16 protein-coding genes and 1 tRNA gene are annotated in these 19,060 nt (G+C 56.3%); 9 read left to right on the top strand and 8 right to left on the bottom strand.

What is annotated here, in order from left to right:
- Positions 1-28: 28 nt before the first annotated feature.
- Entirely contained in the window at positions 29-1,537 is a 1,509-nt protein-coding gene (gene nhaB / locus G403_RS0102125) for a sodium/proton antiporter NhaB (protein WP_027852527.1), read from the top strand.
- Positions 1,538-1,575: 38 nt separating this feature from the next.
- Here nhaB and dnaQ read toward each other — a convergent pair whose 3' ends face one another.
- Genes dnaQ through G403_RS21860 form a run of 3 tightly spaced genes read right to left on the bottom strand, consistent with a single transcriptional unit; the run spans position 1,576 to position 3,592 of the window.
- Positions 1,576-2,301 (bottom strand): DNA polymerase III subunit epsilon, encoded by a 726-nt coding sequence (dnaQ, locus tag G403_RS0102120; RefSeq protein ID WP_027852526.1) that lies wholly within the window; start codon positions 2,299-2,301, stop codon positions 1,576-1,578.
- Positions 2,298-2,738, bottom strand: coding sequence for a ribonuclease HI (gene rnhA, locus G403_RS0102115; RefSeq protein ID WP_027852525.1), 441 nt, complete (start codon positions 2,736-2,738; stop codon positions 2,298-2,300). Before rnhA ends, dnaQ begins: the two co-directional genes overlap by 4 nt.
- Positions 2,739-2,797: 59 nt before the next feature.
- Entirely contained in the window at positions 2,798-3,592 is a 795-nt protein-coding gene (locus G403_RS21860; RefSeq protein WP_036232222.1) for a class I SAM-dependent methyltransferase, read from the bottom strand.
- Between the two features lie 229 nt (positions 3,593-3,821).
- Here G403_RS21860 and gloB point away from each other — a divergent pair, with 229 nt between their 5' ends.
- From gloB to G403_RS0102075, 7 genes are all read left to right on the top strand, one after another.
- The gene (gene gloB / locus G403_RS0102105) at positions 3,822-4,595 is read left to right on the top strand and encodes a hydroxyacylglutathione hydrolase (protein ID WP_027852524.1); all 774 of its coding nucleotides are present in this window, start codon (positions 3,822-3,824) and stop codon (positions 4,593-4,595) included.
- A gap of 72 nt (positions 4,596-4,667) precedes the next feature.
- Entirely contained in the window at positions 4,668-6,005 is a 1,338-nt protein-coding gene (locus G403_RS21855; RefSeq protein WP_051298406.1) for a LysM peptidoglycan-binding domain-containing protein, read from the top strand.
- 22 nt (positions 6,006-6,027) lie between these two features.
- Complete coding sequence (locus G403_RS21850; protein ID WP_036232219.1) at positions 6,028-6,282, top strand: hypothetical protein; 255 nt, start codon at positions 6,028-6,030, stop codon at positions 6,280-6,282.
- Positions 6,283-6,316: 34 nt separating this feature from the next.
- The gene (locus G403_RS0102090) at positions 6,317-8,125 is read left to right on the top strand and encodes an extracellular solute-binding protein (protein WP_245578181.1); all 1,809 of its coding nucleotides are present in this window, start codon (positions 6,317-6,319) and stop codon (positions 8,123-8,125) included.
- Positions 8,125-9,219: a microcin C ABC transporter permease YejB gene (locus G403_RS0102085; protein WP_027852522.1), complete on the top strand. Its 1,095-nt coding sequence runs from the start codon at positions 8,125-8,127 to the stop codon at positions 9,217-9,219. Before G403_RS0102090 ends, G403_RS0102085 begins: the two co-directional genes overlap by 1 nt.
- 3 nt (positions 9,220-9,222) lie before the next feature.
- On the top strand, positions 9,223-10,248 hold the full coding sequence (locus tag G403_RS0102080; RefSeq protein WP_027852521.1) for an ABC transporter permease: 1,026 nt from the start codon (positions 9,223-9,225) through the stop codon (positions 10,246-10,248).
- Positions 10,245-11,846, top strand: a complete 1,602-nt coding sequence (locus G403_RS0102075; RefSeq protein WP_027852520.1) for an ABC transporter ATP-binding protein — start codon at positions 10,245-10,247, stop codon at positions 11,844-11,846. Before G403_RS0102080 ends, G403_RS0102075 begins: the two co-directional genes overlap by 4 nt.
- 112 nt (positions 11,847-11,958) lie before the next feature.
- On the opposite strand, the gene G403_RS0102070 is transcribed toward G403_RS0102075, so the two are convergent.
- The 5 genes from G403_RS0102070 to nfuA form a co-directional block, all read right to left on the bottom strand.
- A complete protein-coding gene (locus G403_RS0102070) occupies positions 11,959-13,836 on the bottom strand; it encodes a SurA N-terminal domain-containing protein (RefSeq protein ID WP_027852519.1) in 1,878 nt (625 codons plus the stop codon).
- A gap of 105 nt (positions 13,837-13,941) precedes the next feature.
- Positions 13,942-14,018 (bottom strand) — tRNA-Asp (locus G403_RS0102065).
- 33 nt (positions 14,019-14,051) lie between these two features.
- Positions 14,052-14,357 (bottom strand): HU family DNA-binding protein, encoded by a 306-nt coding sequence (locus G403_RS0102060; RefSeq protein ID WP_483803752.1) that lies wholly within the window; start codon positions 14,355-14,357, stop codon positions 14,052-14,054.
- A gap of 105 nt (positions 14,358-14,462) precedes the next feature.
- Positions 14,463-16,886, bottom strand: a complete 2,424-nt coding sequence (gene lon, locus G403_RS0102055; protein WP_027852517.1) for an endopeptidase La — start codon at positions 16,884-16,886, stop codon at positions 14,463-14,465.
- A 269-nt stretch (positions 16,887-17,155) separates the two neighbouring features.
- Positions 17,156-17,749, bottom strand: coding sequence for a Fe-S biogenesis protein NfuA (nfuA, locus tag G403_RS0102050; RefSeq protein ID WP_027852516.1), 594 nt, complete (start codon positions 17,747-17,749; stop codon positions 17,156-17,158).
- Positions 17,750-17,892: 143 nt separating this feature from the next.
- Between nfuA and G403_RS0102045 the strand changes: the two genes are divergently transcribed.
- Positions 17,893-19,059: a cation:proton antiporter domain-containing protein gene (locus G403_RS0102045; protein WP_027852515.1), complete on the top strand. Its 1,167-nt coding sequence runs from the start codon at positions 17,893-17,895 to the stop codon at positions 19,057-19,059.
- The last annotated feature ends 1 nt before the right edge of the window (position 19,060 follow it).

Here is a 19,060-nt window from a genome sequence, read left to right as displayed (position 1 = left end):
TCCAAGCACCAGACAGGACCCAGTGTTGATGAGCCAAAGTATTCCCCAGGCGTTAACGCGCAACTTCCTCGGCAATTCGCCGCGATGGTATAAACAGACCATTATCGGCTTTCTGATTCTCAACCCCCTGATTCTCTATACCCTCGGACCCGCCACGACAGGCTGGATTCTGATCTTCGAATTTATCTTCACCCTTGCCCTCGCACTCAAGTGCTACCCGCTGCAGCCAGGTGGATTACTGGCGCTGGAAGCCGTGGCGATTGGTCTGGCGTCTCCGGAAACGGTCTACCACGAGGTTGCAGGTAATCTGGAGGTCATTCTGCTGTTGATGTTCATGGTGGCCGGTATCTTCTTTATGAAGAGCATGTTGCTGTGGGTCTTTACTCGCATATTGATCAAAGTACGCTCGAAATCGGTTTTGGCCCTTCTGTTTTCTATTTCGGCCGCCTTTCTCTCCGCGTTTCTGGACGCGTTGACGGTTACGGCGGTGCTGATCAGTGTCGGCGTCGGCTTTTATGCGGTCTATCACCAGGTTGCGTCCGGAAAGAATGCGGGTCAGTCAGACCACGACCACTCCAATGATCAACATATTCTGGAGGAGAAGCGGCAGGACCTGGAATCGTTCCGTGCATTCCTGCGCAGCCTGCTGATGCATGGTGCCGTAGGTACAGCGCTCGGTGGCGTCTGCACGCTGGTGGGAGAGCCGCAAAACCTGCTGATTGCTCAGAAAGCCGGTTGGGATTTCGTGCAGTTCTTCAAATTAATGGCACCGATCACAATGCCGGTTCTGGTTGCCGGGTTAATCACCTGTTTTGTACTGGAAAAGACTCGGACCTTTGGGTACGGCGGCAAGCTGCCGGCCTCGGTACGCAACATTCTGCTGGACCACGCACGTCAGCAGGATGAACGCCAGACCGGCCGTGACCGAGCGGCCCTGATGGTCCAGGCGGTCGTGGCGGTATTTTTGGTGTTGGCGCTTGCATTCCACCTGGCCGAAGTGGGCCTGATCGGCCTGACAGTGATCGTGCTCCTAACCGCTTTTAATGGGATCACGGAAGAACACCAGATCGGAAAGGCATTCGAAGAGGCGCTACCGTTTACCGCATTGCTGGTGGTCTTTTTCACCATCGTTTCGGTCATTCATGAACAGCACCTGTTCCAACCGATTATTCATGCGGTTCTGGCGATGGAAGAGTCGCGGCAGCCGGGTGTCTTTTTCATCGCCAACGGACTGCTGTCAGCGATCAGCGATAATGTTTTTGTCGCGACCGTTTACATCAATGAGGTTGTTGGTGCACTGCAAGCGGGAGAGATTACTCGCGAGCATTTCGATAGCCTCGCAATCGCCATCAACACCGGCACCAACATTCCCAGCGTTGCGACACCCAACGGCCAGGCGGCGTTCCTGTTCCTGCTGACCTCAGCCCTGGCACCGTTAATCCGCCTTTCATACGGTCGCATGGTCTGGATGGCATTACCATACACCGTGATCATGAGTGCGGTGGCCATGACCATGGTTCTCCTTAAGCTGCATTGATATCTATGGGCGGGGTGTGCGAAACCCCGCCCAATAGATCATTCTGTTGCAGTATCGCCCTGCCGCCAGAGACAGGCCCCGCCCACTTTCTTGTCCAGCAGGTTTAAAAACGCCTCATGCGCTTCAAGCTCCGCCTGACCTGCGGTGATAATGGGCAGGTCGGCTGCGCCCTCAACCCGGCGTATCGGCTCGTCCCCGCCTTCATCATCCGAATGGTCACCGTGCCCCAGCTGCAGACTGGTTTGCCCGCCGGTTAAAGCAAGATAGACGTCGGCCAGGATCTCCGAATCAAGTAACGCGCCGTGAAGCTCTCGGTGAGAGTTATCGATCTCGTAGCGCCGACACAATGCATCCAGATTGTTTTTCTGGCCCGGATGCTTGCGGCGGGCCAGCAGCAGGGAGTCGGTAACGGTGCATATTTCCGCAATCCGTTCCGCATAGCCGTTGCGCTCCAGCTCCTTATCCAGAAATCCCACATCGAAGGCGGCATTATGGATAATCAGCTCGGCGCCGCGCACAAATTCGAGGAACGCATCGGCCACCTCGGCAAACCGGGGTTTGTCAGCCAGGTATTCATTGGTAATACCGTGAACTTCGATAGCTTCGGCATCAATATCCCGGTCAGGCTTGATATATTGGTGGTATGTGTTGCCGGTCAGCTTGCGCTTCACCATCTCAACACACCCGATCTCGATGATATTATGCCCTTCGTTGACTTCCAGGCCGGTGGTTTCCGTATCCAGCACAATCTGCCGCTGACTCATGCCTTACCAAACTCCTCTACTCCACGGTTCGCCAATTGATCGGCACGCTCGTTCTCCGGATGACCACTATGTCCCTTGACCCACTTCCAATCGACCTGGTGCGCCTGCACCAGCTGATCGAGTCGCTGCCACAGTTCCGCATTCTTGACCGGCTGACGCGACGCGGTTTTCCACCCCTTACGCTTCCAGCCCGCCAGCCACTCGGTAATGCCCTTGCGCAGGTATTGAGAATCCGTGGTCAAGGTGACCCTGCAGGGCTGATTGAGGGCCTCTAGCGCACAGATCGCGGCCATCATCTCCATCCGGTTGTTGGTTGTATGGGGATCACCTCCGTACAACTCTTTCTCATGGGAGCCACTACGCATGATGGCACCCCAGCCCCCCGGGCCCGGATTACCTTTACACGCCCCGTCGGTAAATATCTCAACTTCTTTCAACGCCTGTCCTTAACATTCATAAAACCGTTCACTGGCCCCGGCGGACCGGTGCTGTATTTCTATCGTTCGCGGAAGATTCGCAGGTATCGTACTCGATGGCGATGTCGCGCGGTCGGCTTGGGCTCTATCACGGGGAGACTTATCAGCTTGCGCCGCCAGGGCTGTCTGAGCGGCGTCATCCCCGGCACATCCTTACGCGCCACCAGAAGCAGGGCCGCACCCGAATGGGCCGGCGCACCGCGAGCCAGAACCCGAAGCCAGCTACAACGCCGACGGCGCTTGGGATTTTCCAGCGGCGCCGCATACAGGGCGGAGAGTGATCGAGTTTCCGTCATCTCCAGCAGACTTATCCAGTCCTGCAGGCGACCGTGTCGGATAAAATGTCCTGACCAGGGTGCGTGACGCCGACGCGTCAGGCGACGGTATATCCCCCAGAGGCTGGCGGGATTGAAACTCAGATTCACCAGATGCCCACCGGGGCGCAGTATACGTGCCGCTTCCCTGAGCACCTGGTGAGGATTATCACTGAAATCCAGCGCATGGTGCAGCAGAACAACGTCAATGCTGTCACTCTGCACCGGTAGCTCATCGCTGCGTGCGATGATCGAGCGTTTTTCCATCCCCAGCTCCAGGCTCGGGCCGAGCATGATACGGTGCGGTACCGGACTGGCGGTAAACATGGGATAACGACTGTCGACCCCGACCTGAAGCAGGTGATAACCAAAAAGCTCAGGCAGCACCTGTTCCAACAGCCGGTGTTCAGCGTCCAATAGTTCCCTGCCCAGTGGCGAGTCGAACCACTGCTTAAGCTGTTCGTTAAGTTCACCAGGCTGTGGCAGTTGCTGAAAGGTCATGTGTCGGCTCTTAAATCCCGCTGTTCCGGCCGGATCTCCGGTTAAGATTTATTACAGCGTGTCGACGCTGATTTGTCACTCGCACGGGGACCGCAGACCTGGCCACCCTGGAATATTTAGAGCCTGACATGATGCCAGAGTTCGACGCCGGCAACAGCCCCGAACCTTGCAAAAACCACCTTGGTTGGCATAACGTTCTGGGCAATTAAACCGTCAGGAGGCTCCAGCAATGTTTAAGGTTACCCCGATTCCGGCATTTACCGACAACTATATCTGGGCGCTGGAGGGTTCCGAAAAAGGACGGATCGCGGTGGTCGACCCCGGTGATGCAGAGCCTGTCAAAGCCTATCTGGCTGAAAACGACCTGGAGCTAGCAGCGATCCTGATCACCCACCACCACCAGGACCACACAGGTGGGGTTGCGGCGCTTCTCGCCCGCTATCCGGTGCCAGTCTATGGCCCCCTCGACTCCCCATTTGGCGGGATAACCGATCCACTGCGGCACAACAGTGAGATTCGCCTGCTGGGGCACCGGCTTCAGATCAGAGCCGTGCCCGGGCATACGCTTGACCATATCAGTTATTTCCAACCGGATGAGGGACCGCAGCTATTTTGCGGTGATACGTTGTTCCTCGCCGGTTGCGGTCGATTGTTTGAGGGCACAGCTCGCCAGATGCTCGACGCAATGCACTATTTTTCATCGCTACCGGAGACAACTGAAGTTTACTGCACGCACGAGTACTCTCTCGCAAACCTCGCTTTTGCGGCCGCCGTGGAGCCTCAGAACACTGAAATTGAGCATGTACGCCATGCATGTGAGGCATTGAGGAGCGCTGATAAGCCCACCCTGCCCTCGACAATTGGCCAGGAACTGCGGATCAACCCCTTTATGCGCACAGACCAGACGAGTATCAGACACTCGGCCGAGGCGTTCGTCGGCCGCAAGCTCGACAACGAGATCGAGGTCATGGCCGCGGTCCGTGAATGGAAGAACCAGTTTTGATGCATTTGACCGACACCCCGCCCCCCAATAAAATGCTGCAAAAATTTTTCAGTATCAGGGGGTTGGTATTTGATGCCGGGTCATCACAAGGCTGTAGTCGCGATCATGTGCGGCTTGTTTTTGGCGGGGTGCCAAACCGACACGATTAAGCCATCCCCGGATACCTCTGCCCAGGTCGCTCCCACGACGCTGCCGGACCGGTGGCGTCAGGCCCTCAACCAGCCTGCCACCAAAACCAGAAAGCCGCAGCAGGCGGAAGCGACTGACCTGTGGCAGGTTACCCGAGAGCATCTGACACTGGAGCCCGATGCGAACAATGAACGGATCGACCGACAGCTTCAGTGGTTCCTCCGCCATCACCGTTACATGGAGCACGCTTCGGAACGTGCCCGATTCTATTACTACTATGTACTTTCCAGCGTTCTGGAACGGGACTTGCCGGCAGAGTTAGCCCTTCTGCCCTTTGTGGAAAGCAGCTTTAACCCGTTCGCGGAATCGCCCAGCCGGGCTTCGGGTCCCTGGCAGTTCATACCCAGCACCGCCGACCTGTTCGGCCTGAAAAGCACTTGGTGGTACGACGGCCGCCGCGACATCATAGAATCCACCCAGGCCGCCCTCGACTACCTCACCTACCTGAACAAACGCTTCGACGGTGACTGGCTGCTCTCTCTGGCCGCTTACAACTGTGGCGAGGGCTGTGTCGCTCGAGCCGTCAAGAAAAACCGGCAGTCTGGCCAGCCCAGCGACTACTGGCATTTGGATCTACCGCGTGAAACGCAGCGTTATGTGCCCAAGATTTTGGCCGTAGCCCGCTACATTCGCCAAGCGGAGTCGCTGGAAGTGGCACTGCCGACGATACCCAATGAACCCTACTTTGAAGTGGTATCGATAAAAGGGCAGATTGAGCTGGCAAAAGCGGCCCAACTGGCCCAGGTAGATCTGGACCTGTTAAAGCAACTCAATCCGGGGTTCAATCAGTGGGCGACAGACCCTGCCGGCCCCCACCGCTTGCTTTTACCCACCGATGCGACAGAGCCATTCCGACTTGCATTGAGCGAACTCCCGGCGTCAGAGCGGGTTAGCTGGGCGCGCTATACCATCCGTCGCGGCGACACGCTGTCGGCTATAGCGTCACGCTTTGGCACCAATGTAGCCGCCCTGCGGACCAGTAACAATCTGGGGTCAAATCGAATTCGCGCGGGACGTACCCTGCTGATTCCCGCCGGCGCCAAGGCGCGGCAGTCGGTCGATCAGCAGGAGGAGCGTCGCGTTCACCGTGTAGCCAGTGGCGATAATCTCTGGAGTATCGCCCGTCGCTACGGTGTCAGCACAGAGCAACTCGCTGATTGGAACGGCATTACTGACGTGCGCGCTCTGCGCCCGGGTCAGGATCTGGTACTCTACCCCTAATCAGATCGCTTGAGTGGAACTAATGGACAATCTGAACCTCTTTATTATCGCGATATCAGTGATCTTAGCGGTGGTGTTCAAGTGGTATCTGTTCCGCCGCATTCAGCGCTGGATTGATCAAGACCTGATCAAAGGGTTAGCGGATGGCGATCACCGTCTGCTTGATCGCCTTCACCAGGCGGATCATGCGCTACGCGAACAAGGCAGAAAGCGCGCCCAGCGCCATAAAGAGCTTGAGAGGATAGCCGCTGATTTTTCTTCGGAGGCACATCGATAGCGAATTAGCCATTTGACTGACAGGGGGAAACGGAGTGCCAGTATCCAGCAAGGCAAGCAGTGTCGGGCGATTTGTTGCAGGCCTGGCCCTTTCACTCACCTGCTCCATCGGTTTTGCGTCCACGGCGGCGCAACCGAGCCATGGCATCGCCATGCACGGCGATCTCAAGTACGGCCCGCAGTTTACCCATTTCGACTATACCAACCCCTCGGCCCCCAAAGGCGGAGACGTAAGACGTGCCTCCATCGGCACGTTTGATAGCTTCAATCCTTTTATCATCAAGGGTACCGACGCAGAAGGCGTTGGATTGATCTACGACACCCTGACCACCCGTTCGGACGACGAACCGTTCTCCGAGTATGGTCTCCTCGCAAAGGAGATATACCTGCCTGAAGACCGGCGCTGGATCGAGTTTGAGCTCCATGAATCTGCGCGTTTCAGTGACGGAGAGCCAGTACGCGCCGACGACGTGGTATACACCTTTAAACTGCTTCGTGAACAGGGTAGTCCGTTTTACAAGGCATACTATGCTGGCATCAGCAGTATTGAGGCACGCTCTGACACCCGGGTTCGATTTGAGTTTGGCGAAAGCGAGAACCGCGAGCTGCCGCTTATTGTCGGCCAGGTGCCGATTTTACCCAAACACTACTGGGAAGGTCGCGATTTCAGTAAACCTTCGCTGGATATTCCGGTGGGCTCGGGGCCCTACACAATCGAAAGCTACGATGCCGGCCGTTCAGTGACTTATACCCGTAACCCTCAGTACTGGGGCTCTGAGCTACCGGTTAACCGGGGACGCTACAACTTCGATCACATCACCTATGATTACTACCGTGACAGCACGGTGGCGCTGGAAGCGTTCAAGGCGGGCGAATACGACTTCCGTCAGGAAAATGCATCCAAAGCCTGGGCAACGGGCTATACCGGAGCGCCGTTCGACGACGGCCGGATCGTTAAACAGACCATCCCTCACGACAATCCCACGGGAATGCAGGCGTTCGTGATGAACACACGACGTCCGATCTTCGAGGATGCCCGGGTGAGAGAAGCGCTGGCCTATGCTTTCGATTTCGAGTGGACCAATAAAAACCTGTTTTACAGCGCCTACACCCGCAGCCACAGCTACTTTTCCAACTCAGAAATGGCTGCCCGCGAACTTCCGACGCCCGCAGAACTGAAGATTCTGGAGCCGGTCCGCGATCAGGTCCCCCCGGAAGTGTTCACCGAGGTGTATAACGCACCGACCACCAATGGCGACGGCCGGATCCGCTCGCACCTGCGCGAAGCGCTGCGGCTTCTGCGTTCGGCTGGCTGGACGCTGGATGACGGGACGCTACGCAATGCCGACGGTGAAACAATGCAGTTTGAGATTCTATTGGTCCAAAAGGAGTTTGAACGGGTTGTTGCTCCGTTTATCCGCAACCTGGAGCGGATGGGGATCAGCGCGTCCATTCGCTTGGTCGATGTTTCGCAATACATCAACCGCATTCGCCAATTCGACTTTGACATGATCGTCAGCGGCTTCGGACAGTCCACATCGCCTGGCAATGAGCAGCGCGATTACTGGCACTCCAGCATGGCTGACCAGCCGGGCAGCCGCAACATTATCGGCATCAAGAACCCTGCCGTGGATTACCTGGTCGGCCAGGTGATCTCGGCACCCGACCGCAAGCAGCTGGTGCTTCGCACGCGCGCGCTGGACCGGGTGCTGCAATGGAACCACTACGTCATCCCGCAATACCACATCAGCGCCTATCGGGTGGCGTACTGGGACAAATTCGGGATTCCGGAACAATCTCCCCGCTATGCGCTGGGCTTTGAAAACTGGTGGGTTCGCCCCTGATGGCAGCCTACGTTGCGCGCCGATTACTGTTGATGATCCCGACCCTGTTCGGGATTCTTCTGTTGAATTTTGTCATTATCCAGCTCGCCCCGGGCGGCCCGGTCGAACAGACCCTGGCCCACCTTCAGGGGTTGGGTGTCGATGCCGGTAACAGGATCGGCGCCGGCGAACAAAGCGATCTGGCGGCAGGGCAGAATTCGGGCCAAGAAAGTGGCTACCGGGGTGCTCAGGGGCTCGATCCTGCACTGATCGCTGAGATCGAGCAGTTGTACGGGTTTGATAAACCGCCCCTCGAACGCTTCCTCAAGATGCTGGGCGATTATCTGACCTTTGACTTCGGCCGCAGTTTCTACAGTGACAAAACAGTCGTCGAACTGATCATCGAAAAGATGCCGGTCTCAATCTCCCTTGGCCTATGGACCACACTGATTACCTACCTGGTTTCGGTCCCCCTGGGGATTCGCAAAGCCGTCAGAGATGGCACCTCTTTCGATGTCTGGACCAGCAGCATTGTCATACTCGGCTATGCAATTCCTAATTTCCTGTTTGCGATTTTGCTGATCGTTCTCTTCGCGGGGGGCACCTACCTGGAGTGGTTTCCGCTGCGAGGGCTCACCTCGCCAAACTTTGATGAACTCTCTTTGGGGGCCCAGGTTCTGGACTACTTCTGGCACATTACACTGCCGGTTCTTGCTTCAGTCGTATCCAGCTTTGCCACACTGACCATGCTGACCAAAAATGCGTTTCTCGACGAAATTCATAAACAGTATGTGCTGACTGCTCGGGCCAAGGGCCTGTCGGAGACCGGCATTCTGTATGGTCATGTCTTCCGCAACGCCATGCTACTGATTATCGCCGGCATGCCCGCAGCACTGATCGGTATATTTTTCACCGGCTCCATGCTGATCGAGGTAATCTTCTCTCTGGACGGACTGGGTCTGCTTGGCTACGAAGCCGTGATCAACCGGGATTATCCGGTTATTTTTGGTACGCTTTACATTTTTACGCTGGTTGGCCTGATCCTGAAGCTGGTCTCTGATTTGACCTACACCTTTGTCGACCCGCGGATCGATTTCGAGAGCCGGGAGGTGTAACCCATGGCGCTCTCTCCCATTCAAAAAAGACGCCTGCAGCTGTTCCGCCGCAATCGCCGAGGTTTCTGGTCCCTATGGATTTTCCTGGTACTGTTCGGCCTCAGCCTGGTGGCCGAGCTGATCGCCAATGACAAGCCGCTGTTAATCGGCTTCGAAGGCGAGCTCCGCTCTCCCCTGCTCGCCGAATATTCCGAGCTGGACTTCAACGGTGAGTTCGATGCGCCGGCCGACTATAAGGACCCGTATATTCAGGACCTCATTACTGAGTCGGGAGGCTGGATGATCTGGCCCTTGATCCGTTTCAGTTACGATACCATCAACTACGAACTACCCACCCCGGCACCCTCACCGCCGTCCGCTGAAAACTGGCTGGGCACCGACGATCAGGGCCGGGATGTCGTAGCCCGGGTCATCTACGGTTTCAGGATTTCGGTACTATTCGCCCTGGTACTGACCTTGGCAAGTTCGGTGATCGGCGTTATGGCCGGTGCCGTCCAGGGCTATTACGGCGGCAAAACGGACCTTTTTTTTCAACGCTTTATCGAGATCTGGTCAGGACTACCCGTCCTTTTTCTTTTGATTATCCTTGCCAGCCTGGTCGAACCTAATTTCTGGTGGCTGCTGGGAATCATGTTGCTGTTTTCCTGGATGAACCTGGTAGACGTGGTCCGCGCCGAATTTCTGCGTGGGCGCAACCTGGAATATGTCCGTGCCGCCCGCGCCCTGGGGCTTGATAATGCGCGCATCATGTACCGCCACGTATTGCCCAACGCGATGGTTGCCACACTGACCTTCATGCCCTTTATTTTTAACAGCGGCATCGTTACGCTCACCGCGCTGGACTTCCTCGGATTTGGCTTGCCACCCGGCTCGCCCTCGCTCGGAGAGCTGGTCGCGCAGGGTAAGGAAAACCTCCACGCCCCCTGGCTGGGGCTGACCGCTTTTCTGTCTCTCTCCGTGATGCTGACGCTGTTGATTTTCATTGGCGAAGCGGTTCGCGATGCATTCGACCCGAGGAAAGCCCTGTGACCGATAAGCTGTTTGAGATCGAAAACCTGTCGGTTGCCTTTGGCCAGAACACTCCCGCGGTGAATGGCATCAGCTTTGATATCCGCCGCGGCGAAACGCTTGCGCTGGTTGGCGAATCCGGGTCCGGCAAATCGGTGACCGCGCTATCACTGCTGCGCCTGCTGCCCCCTCTGCAAGCCCGTTATCCTTCGGGCCGGGTGCTTTATAACAGCAGGAATATGCTGGAGCTGAGCGAGGCCGAACTGCGCCAGATTCGGGGCAACCGGGTCGGGTTTATCTTTCAGGAACCGATGACCTCGCTTAACCCCCTTCACAAAATTGGACGACAGATTTCAGAAACACTGCGCCTGCATCGCGGCACGGGCGGCAAAGAAGCCCGTCAGCGTGCGCTGGAGCTGTTGGACCTGGTGGGCATCCGTAACCCTCTAGAACGCCTGGAACAGTATCCACACGAGCTCTCGGGCGGCCAGCGTCAACGGGTTATGATTGCGATGGCGCTGGCTAACGAACCTGAACTACTGATTGCCGACGAGCCTACAACGGCTCTGGACGTCACAATACAGCAGCAGATTCTGGAGCTGCTGAGCCGCCTCCAGCAACAGCTCAACATGACCGTGCTGTTAATCACCCATGACCTCAACATTGTCCGCCGACACGCGCATCGTGTTTGTGTCATGTACCAAGGTAAAATTGTCGAATCCAATACCACCGAAAAGGTGTTCAACGCACCCCAACACGCCTACACGCAAAAGCTTCTCGATGCAGAACCTGATGGCGAACCAAACGCCGTGGATGATCGCTCTCCAGAACTGCTGCGCTGCGATTCACTGAAGGTCTGGTTTCCGGTAAAACGTGGTTTCTTCAAGCGCACCATCGATCATTTCCGTGCCGTTGATGGTGTCAGTCTGTCACTGAGACGGGGAGAAACCCTCGGTGTTGTCGGCGAATCCGGCTCGGGAAAAACCACACTGGCGATGGCACTGCTGCGACTGAGCAGCTCGCGCGGATCGATCCAGTTTCAGGGATGCTCTATCGACAACCTGAAACAGAAAGAGATCAAACCGCTACGACGGCAGATGCAGATCGTGTTCCAGGACCCCTTCGGCAGCCTCAGCCCACGGATGCCCATATCGGAGATCGTGGCCGAGGGGCTGAGCGTACACGACATCAACGACCCCACGGAGATCGAGAAGAGAGTTGTTGAGAGCCTGCAGGATGTGGGCCTTGATCCGTCGGTGCGCCACCGATATCCCCATGAGTTTTCAGGCGGACAACGTCAGCGTATCGCTATTGCACGGGCGCTGATTCTTAAACCGGAACTGATCGTGCTGGATGAGCCCACATCCGCGCTTGATCGCACGGTACAAAAGCAGATCATCGAGCTATTACGGGAGCTGCAGGCTCGTTACCAGCTGGGCTACCTGTTTATCAGTCATGACCTGGCAGTGGTCCGGGCACTGAGTCATCGCGTGCTGGTGATGCAGCAGGGCAAGGTGGTGGAAAGCGGTAGTGTTCAGCAGGTGTTTAACGCTCCCAGCGAAGCGTACACTCGATCACTTCTAGCCGCAGCCGGCATGGCTGGTCAATCCGGGCAGTAAAGGTGCATTAAACCGGCGCACCGCTGCCAGGTAAAGCGCTGGATGGCGGGATAAAAGCCGTGGTTGTCCGGTACCCATTCACAAGATACCGGACAACCGCTCACATCCAAAATCAGTTACGCTCCACTTCAGCCTTTTCAAGCAACGTGCTGGCATGCTGCTGGTAGAGCTGCTGGCCACGCTGATTGGCGATCATGGAGCCCAACGCCTGACGCTCCTGATCAGACAGATCGGTAGAACCCGGAGTCACCCCTTCCAACGCAACAATAGCGTAAGCGCCTCCGGCAAGCTCAGCGGTGGCATATACGCGCGCATCCCCTTCAGGCGCGGGCAGCGCAAACGCTTTACCCAGCACAGGCAATGGCAGGTTTTCCGCACCCCGGTCAGCCGCCTCAACCTGTGTCCAACGCTTGTCAGGGTCGATCTGATCCAGCGCTTCTCCCTGTTCCAACCGATCGACCCACTCTTGTGCTTGAGCGGCCAGACGGTCAACCGCCTGCTGCTGCTGAAGCTGAGCCACCAACTGATCACGGACCTCTGCCAACGTACGCTGACGGGGCTCCTGGTGGTCCTTAAGGTGCACCACAACGGTTTCGCCGTTACTCAGCTCAATCGGGTCACTATTGAGCTGGTCGTTCAACACCTGGTCCCCAAAGGCCGCTTCAACCACTCGCTGAGAGCTGCTGACGGGGTCCGAACCTCCTTCACGGGAGAAGAGATCAGTGGAGCGAATCTCCAGTGACAGCTCCTCTGCGGCGGCCTGAAGGTCACTGGAAGAGAAAGTCAGATCCGCCAGACGCTCCAGCGCTGCCACGTAATCCATCTCAGCCTGGTCCTGCGCGACCTGATCACGCAGCTCCATCTCGACCTCGGCTAACGACGGAACTTCGGTTTCACGCACATCGTCCAGTTTAATCAAATGATAACCAAACTCCGTACGTACCGGCTCTGATACCTCGCCCGGCGAAAGCGCAAACAGCGCATCCTCGAATGGCTCAACGAAAACACCTGTACCGTTGTAACCCAGATCACCGCCCTGCTCTGCTGAGCCCAGGTCAGCGGACTCCTCCCGGGCCAGCTCGGCAAAGTCCGCCCCGCCGGCAATCGCCTCGCGGAGCTCCTGCGCCTTGGCCAACGCAGCATCGGCATCACGATCATCATTGATATCGATCAGGATATGGCGCGCAGAACGCTCCTCCTGTGCCTGATATCCAGCCAGCATCTGATCATAGGCCGCCCGCAGGTCCGCTTCAGTGACCGAGTCAGGATCTGCGAAGTCCGCTTGAGAAAGCAGCACATAGTCCACGGCGACCTGTTCAGGTGTCATGAACGCATCCATGCGACTCTGATATGCTGCTTCGAGGTCGGCTTCATCGACCTCGATCGATGCCGGATCCAGCTGCAGTGTCACATAGGCCAGATCACGGGTTTGGCGATCAAGCGCCACCAACTGTTCGATTTCCGCGCCGGTCGTGAACTCAGACAGCATGAACCCGGCCTGCTGCTGCTCAATCAGCTTCTCCTTGCGTACAAGATCGCGGTACATCAGCGGCGTGAAACCAGCGCTGCGCAACACGGCCTGAAACTGGTTACGGTCAAATTTACCGTCAACCTGAAATTGAGGGGTACCCACAATCACCTGATCGACAACCTGCTCGGGCATACTCATACCCATCTCTTCGGCAGACTGCAGTAATACGGTACGTTGAATCAGGCCGTCGAGCACCATCTGTCGAAGCAGCTTATCGTCAATGGCGGCCGGGTCTGCATTTTCGCCCATCTGCGCCAGCAGCTGCCGGCGTTGCTGCTCCATACCCTGCAACAATGCCGGTCGGGTAATCTCTTCGCCGTTAACTTCCGCCGGCGCCGGCTCCTGATTGGCCAGGCTGACCAAAGACTCAACCCCCCACAACGCGAAGGTGATCGCGATCAAGCCCACGATCACCTTGGCGATCATACCTTGAGAATTTTCCCTGATGGTTTGAAGCATTGTCTGCAATAACCCTAAGTTGATGTGTCCTGCGGTGTAGATAAGCGATAAACGAATCGGTTCAAAAAAAAAGCGCATTCAGGTCGAATGCGCTTTTTCTGGATCTGGCGGAACGGACGGGACTCGAACCCGCGACCCCCTGCGTGACAGGCAGGTATTCTAACCAGCTGAACTACCGCTCCTGAACCTGATTCTCAGCTAACGGTGGGCGCGTATTACTTGTTGACCGCGTCCTTGAGAGCTTTACCAGGCTTAAACGTCGGCAGAGTTGCAGCCGCGATCTCGATCGGCTTGCCAGTCTGCGGGTTACGGCCGGTGCGAGCTGCGCGTTCCTTCACTGAAAAGGTACCGAAACCTACCAGCGCAACCGATTCACCCTTTTGCAGAGCACCGGTCACTGCTTCAAGCGCAGCATCCAGCGCACGGCCGGCAGCAGCCTTGGGAATATCGGCTGAATCGGCAATTGCGTCGATCAGTTCAGACTTGTTCACATTGTTCCCCTTTATGTATCGAGTCGTTATTTTGCTCTATCTGATAACTTTACCCAGCGTGTAGTCAGGCACTTTATACCAACTGGCTAAAACAGGTGTCAACTGGCCGCAGCCCTTTTGTGCCGCGGCTTTCGGCTAATGAGTGCTCAATTGACCGGACTCGTTCTTGTCACCTTTGGGCTCCGCCGACACCACTTTGTCCTCCTCTTCGGAGAGTGGTTTGGGCGGGTAGGCCAGCGCGATGTCGAGCACCTCATCGATCCATTTCACCGGCTTAATGTCGACATCAGCTTTGATATTGTCCGGAATCTCCTTAAGATCGCGTTGATTCTCGTCAGGGATAATGACGGTTTTTATGCCACCACGGTGTGCCGCCAGAAGCTTTTCCTTGAGCCCGCCGATAGGCAGTACCTGACCCCGCAAAGTGATTTCGCCGGTCATTGCCACATCGGCTCTGACCGGTATTTGAGTCAGTGCAGAAACCAGGGCCGTACACATACCGATACCGGCGCTCGGGCCATCTTTTGGCGTTGCGCCTTCCGGAACGTGAATGTGCAGATCGTGCTTCTCATGGAAATCCGAACGGATACCCAGTGTCCGGGCACGACTACGCACCACCGTCATCGCCGCCTGGATCGATTCCTTCATCACATCACCCAGCGACCCGGTGTGCGTCAGACGCCCTTTTCCGGGCACGACAGCCGACTCGATAGTAAGAATATCGCCGCCCACCTGGGTCCAGGCAAGTCCGGTTACGTGACCCACCAGGTCCTGTTCCTCGGCCATGCCAAACTTGTGCTTGCGCACACCGCAGTAGTGCTCCAGATCCTCGGCGGTCACTGTCGGCGACTTCGCCTGACCATCCAGGGTGATCTCCTTGATCACTTTACGACAGACCTTGGCGATCTCGCGCTCCAGGCCACGTACACCCGCTTCACGGGTGTAGTAGCGGATAATATCGATCACTGCCGAGTCGTCGATATCCAGCTCTTTTTCCTTCAGGCCATTCTGCTTTATCTGCTTTGGAATCAGATACTTACGCGCAATATTTAGCTTTTCGTCTTCGGTATATCCCGGAATACGGATGATCTCCATGCGGTCCAGCAACGGGCCGGGAATATTCATGGAGTTAGAGGTACACATGAACAGCACATCGGACAGATCGTAATCGACTTCCAGGTAGTGATCATTAAACGTGCTGTTCTGCTCCGGATCGAGAACCTCCAGCAGTGCGGAAGCCGGATCACCGCGATGATCCATGCCCATCTTGTCTATCTCATCGAGCAGGAAGAGCGGATTTTTAACGCCGATTTTGGAGATTTTCTGGATCAGCTTGCCGGGCATGGAACCGATATAGGTGCGGCGATGGCCGCGAATCTCGGCTTCATCACGCACACCACCGAGCGCCATACGCACATACTTGCGGTTGGTGGCACGCGCGATCGAGCGGCCCAGTGATGTCTTACCCACACCTGGAGGGCCAACCAGGCACAAAATTGGGCCCTTGAGCTTCTTGACGCGCTTCTGTACCGCCAGGTACTCGATAATACGCTGTTTGACCTCTTCAAGGCCGTAGTGGTCCTCGTTGAGTATTTTCTCGGCGCGCTTCATATCCATGCGCACCTTGGTTTTCTTGCTCCAGGGGATCTGCAGCATCCAGTCGATGTAACCGCGCACCACGGTCGCTTCCGCGCTCATGGGTGACATCATCTTGAGCTTGTTGAACTCGGCCAGAGTCTTGTCGAGCGCCTCTTTCGGCATGCCCGAGTTTTCAATCTTGCGCTGCAGCTCATCCAGATCGCTGCCGCCGGATTCGTCCATGTCGCCGAGCTCTTTCTGAATCGCTTTCATCTGCTCATTCAGATAGTACTCGCGCTGGCTCTTCTCCATCTGCTTTTTAACCCGGCCACGAATGCGTTTTTCAACCTCAACCAGATCGATCTCCGCTTCCATCAGGGACATCAGATGTTCCAGACGCTGACGGGCGCCAAGCATCTCAAGCAGTTTCTGCTTCTCGTCCAGCTTCAACGCCATATGCGCTGCGATGGTATCGGCCAGGCGGCTGACATCATCAATATTCTGAAGTGATGCCAGGACCTCGGACGGTATCTTCTTGTTGACCTGAATGTAACGCTCGAACTGATCCAGCGCCGTGCGCTTGTAGACGTCAGTCTCGGACTCACCAATATTGTCAATCTGTAACACGGCAACAGTCGCCGCATAGTGGTCTTCTTCGTCACGCAGTTCATCGATACGGGCGCGCTCCTCCCCTTCAACCAGCACCTTGACCGTGCCATCGGGGAGTTTCAGCATCTGCAGCACAGTGGCGACGGTGCCGGTTTCAAACAGATCCGAGAAGGCGGGCTCATCTTCGGATGCGCTGCGCTGGGCCACGAGCAGAATCTGTTTGTCGCGGGCCATGGCAAGTTCAAGCGCCTGAATCGACTTTTCCCGGCCCACGAACAACGGAATAACCATGTTCGGGTATACCACCACGTCACGCAGCGGCAGTACGGGAAGCTCGAGTGTCAACGCTTCATTGGATTCATGTTGGTCCATGATGAGTGCCTCTTAGCAGTGCACCGGAATGACGACCGATGCTTGGAACTTCTGAATTTAGTACATCAATGGGGGTCGACAAAGATATTGCAACCGTCCAGGCTGAATTCACGTCGTTATTCTTTAGGCGGGAGAGGTAAGGTCAGTTATAACAGTTTAAAGGAGCGGCGAACAGGTAGAGCGCCTCTGCACACCGCAGCGTGAAAGACGCCCTTCAACGTTATGATAGCCAGGGTAGCAACAGGACCGCCCATGGACGGCCCTTAACATCATTTGTAGTAGGCGTTTGTCGTTTCGGTGTGATCGGTCACATCGCGAACACCGACCAAGCCCGGCACGCGTTCCATCAAGGTCTTCTCAACGCCGTCCTTCAGAGTCAGGTCCACCGCGCTGCACCCCTGACAGCCGCCGCCGAAACGGAGCACTGCAACATGGCCATTCTCCTGTTCGACCAGCTCGATCAACTTAACCTCTCCACCATGGGAGGCCAGACCCGGGTTAATATCGGCGTAGAGGACATAATTGACCTGCTCATCGATCGGGCTATCGGCTGAAACCTTGGGTACTTTGGCGTTGGGCGCCTTGATAGTCAGCTGGCCACCCATGCGGTCTTCCGCAAAATCGATGGTCGCTTCCTCCAGGTAACGAACACTGGTGGGCTCGATATAGAATCGCAGCAACTCCATGTCCATGATCTCGTCTTCCGGGTCGACTTCATCCGGCCGACAGTAGGCAAGACAGGTTTCAGCGTAAGGCGTACCGGGCTGGGTTACGAACAGCCGCACCGCAATACCCTCAACCTGCTGCTTGTCCAACAGCTCAGCCAAATACTTTTCAGCGCTCTTGCTTACCGTAATATCCATAGAAACGTTATAACCTGTGATTGTGCCAATTTACGTTCAGGATACACGCTTTTTATATCCGAGTAAATTGGTTGGTTTTAGACTCTACTGCCGATGGCCTTTCGCATCTGCTAAACTGGCGACCCGCAGCAAGGAGACAGGGCATGGTCGAGCATTCAGTGGTTTTTTCGTTTTTTTTGATTTTCAGTGGTGCTGCGGTCCTGGCCTCAATTGCACTTTACACCCGCCAGCCGTTGCTGGTTGCTTACGTCATTCTGGGCGCCGCACTGGGCCCCTGGGGCTTTAAAGCGGTTTCCGACACGAATCTGCTGGCCGACATTTCCCATGTCGGAATCATCTTTCTGCTTTTCCTGCTGGGCCTTGATATGCAGCCCTCGCACCTGATCCATATGCTGCGCAAAGCCACCATGGTCGCAGTGATCAGTTCAGCAGCGTTTATGGGAATGGGATACGGTGTTGGCATCCTGTTTGGATTCACTCAGGTCGAAGCCGTGGTAATCGGTGCGGCTGTCATGTTTTCAAGCACAATCATCGGCATCAAGTTGTTACCCACCACCGTGCTGCACCACCGCCATACCGGGGAACTGGTGGTCGGTCTGCTGCTTTTGCAGGACGTGGTCGCCATTCTCGTCCTGTTACTGCTTAACAGCGGCAGTGACGAGAGTGCAGGCATGAATTTCGCCCGCTCAATGCTGGCGCTGCCGCTGCTGGCACTGTTTGCCTGGGGCTTCGTGCGCTGGGTACTGCTGCCCCTGCTTCAGCGCTTCGACCGCTTCCATGAGTATATATTCCTGGCAGCGATCGGATGGTGTCTGGGTATGGCTGAGGCCGCCGTTTACGTGGGCCTGTCGGCGGAGATGGGGGCATTCATCGCAGGCGTCGCTCTGGCCACCAGCCCCATCTCACAATACATCGCCACCAGTCTGAAACCACTGCGTGACTTTTTCCTGATCCTGTTTTTCTTCTCCGTCGGCGCAAGTTTCAACCTCACGCTGATCGACGATATCCTGTTGCCCGCCATTGCTCTTACCATCGCTGTGCTGGCCCTGAAACCGGTTGTTTTCCGCTATCTTCTGCAAGGCATCAGTGAGTCAGCCGATACCGGATGGGAGATCGGCTTTCGCCTGGGACAGATCAGTGAGTTCTCGTTACTGATCGCGTACCTGGCCTTTGCCGGCGGGCTGATCGGTACCGAAGCCTCTCACGTCATCCAGGCAACAGCGATTCTCAGCTTCCTGCTTTCAACCTATGTCGTTATTTTCCGCTTCCCCTCTCCGATCGCGGTTTCCGACCGATTGAGGCGGGACTGAG

The organism is Marinobacterium litorale DSM 23545 (assembly GCF_000428985.1).
GTDB lineage: Bacteria > Pseudomonadota > Gammaproteobacteria > Pseudomonadales > Balneatricaceae > Marinobacterium_D > Marinobacterium_D litorale.
This window is presented reverse-complemented; position numbering and strand designations above follow the sequence as displayed.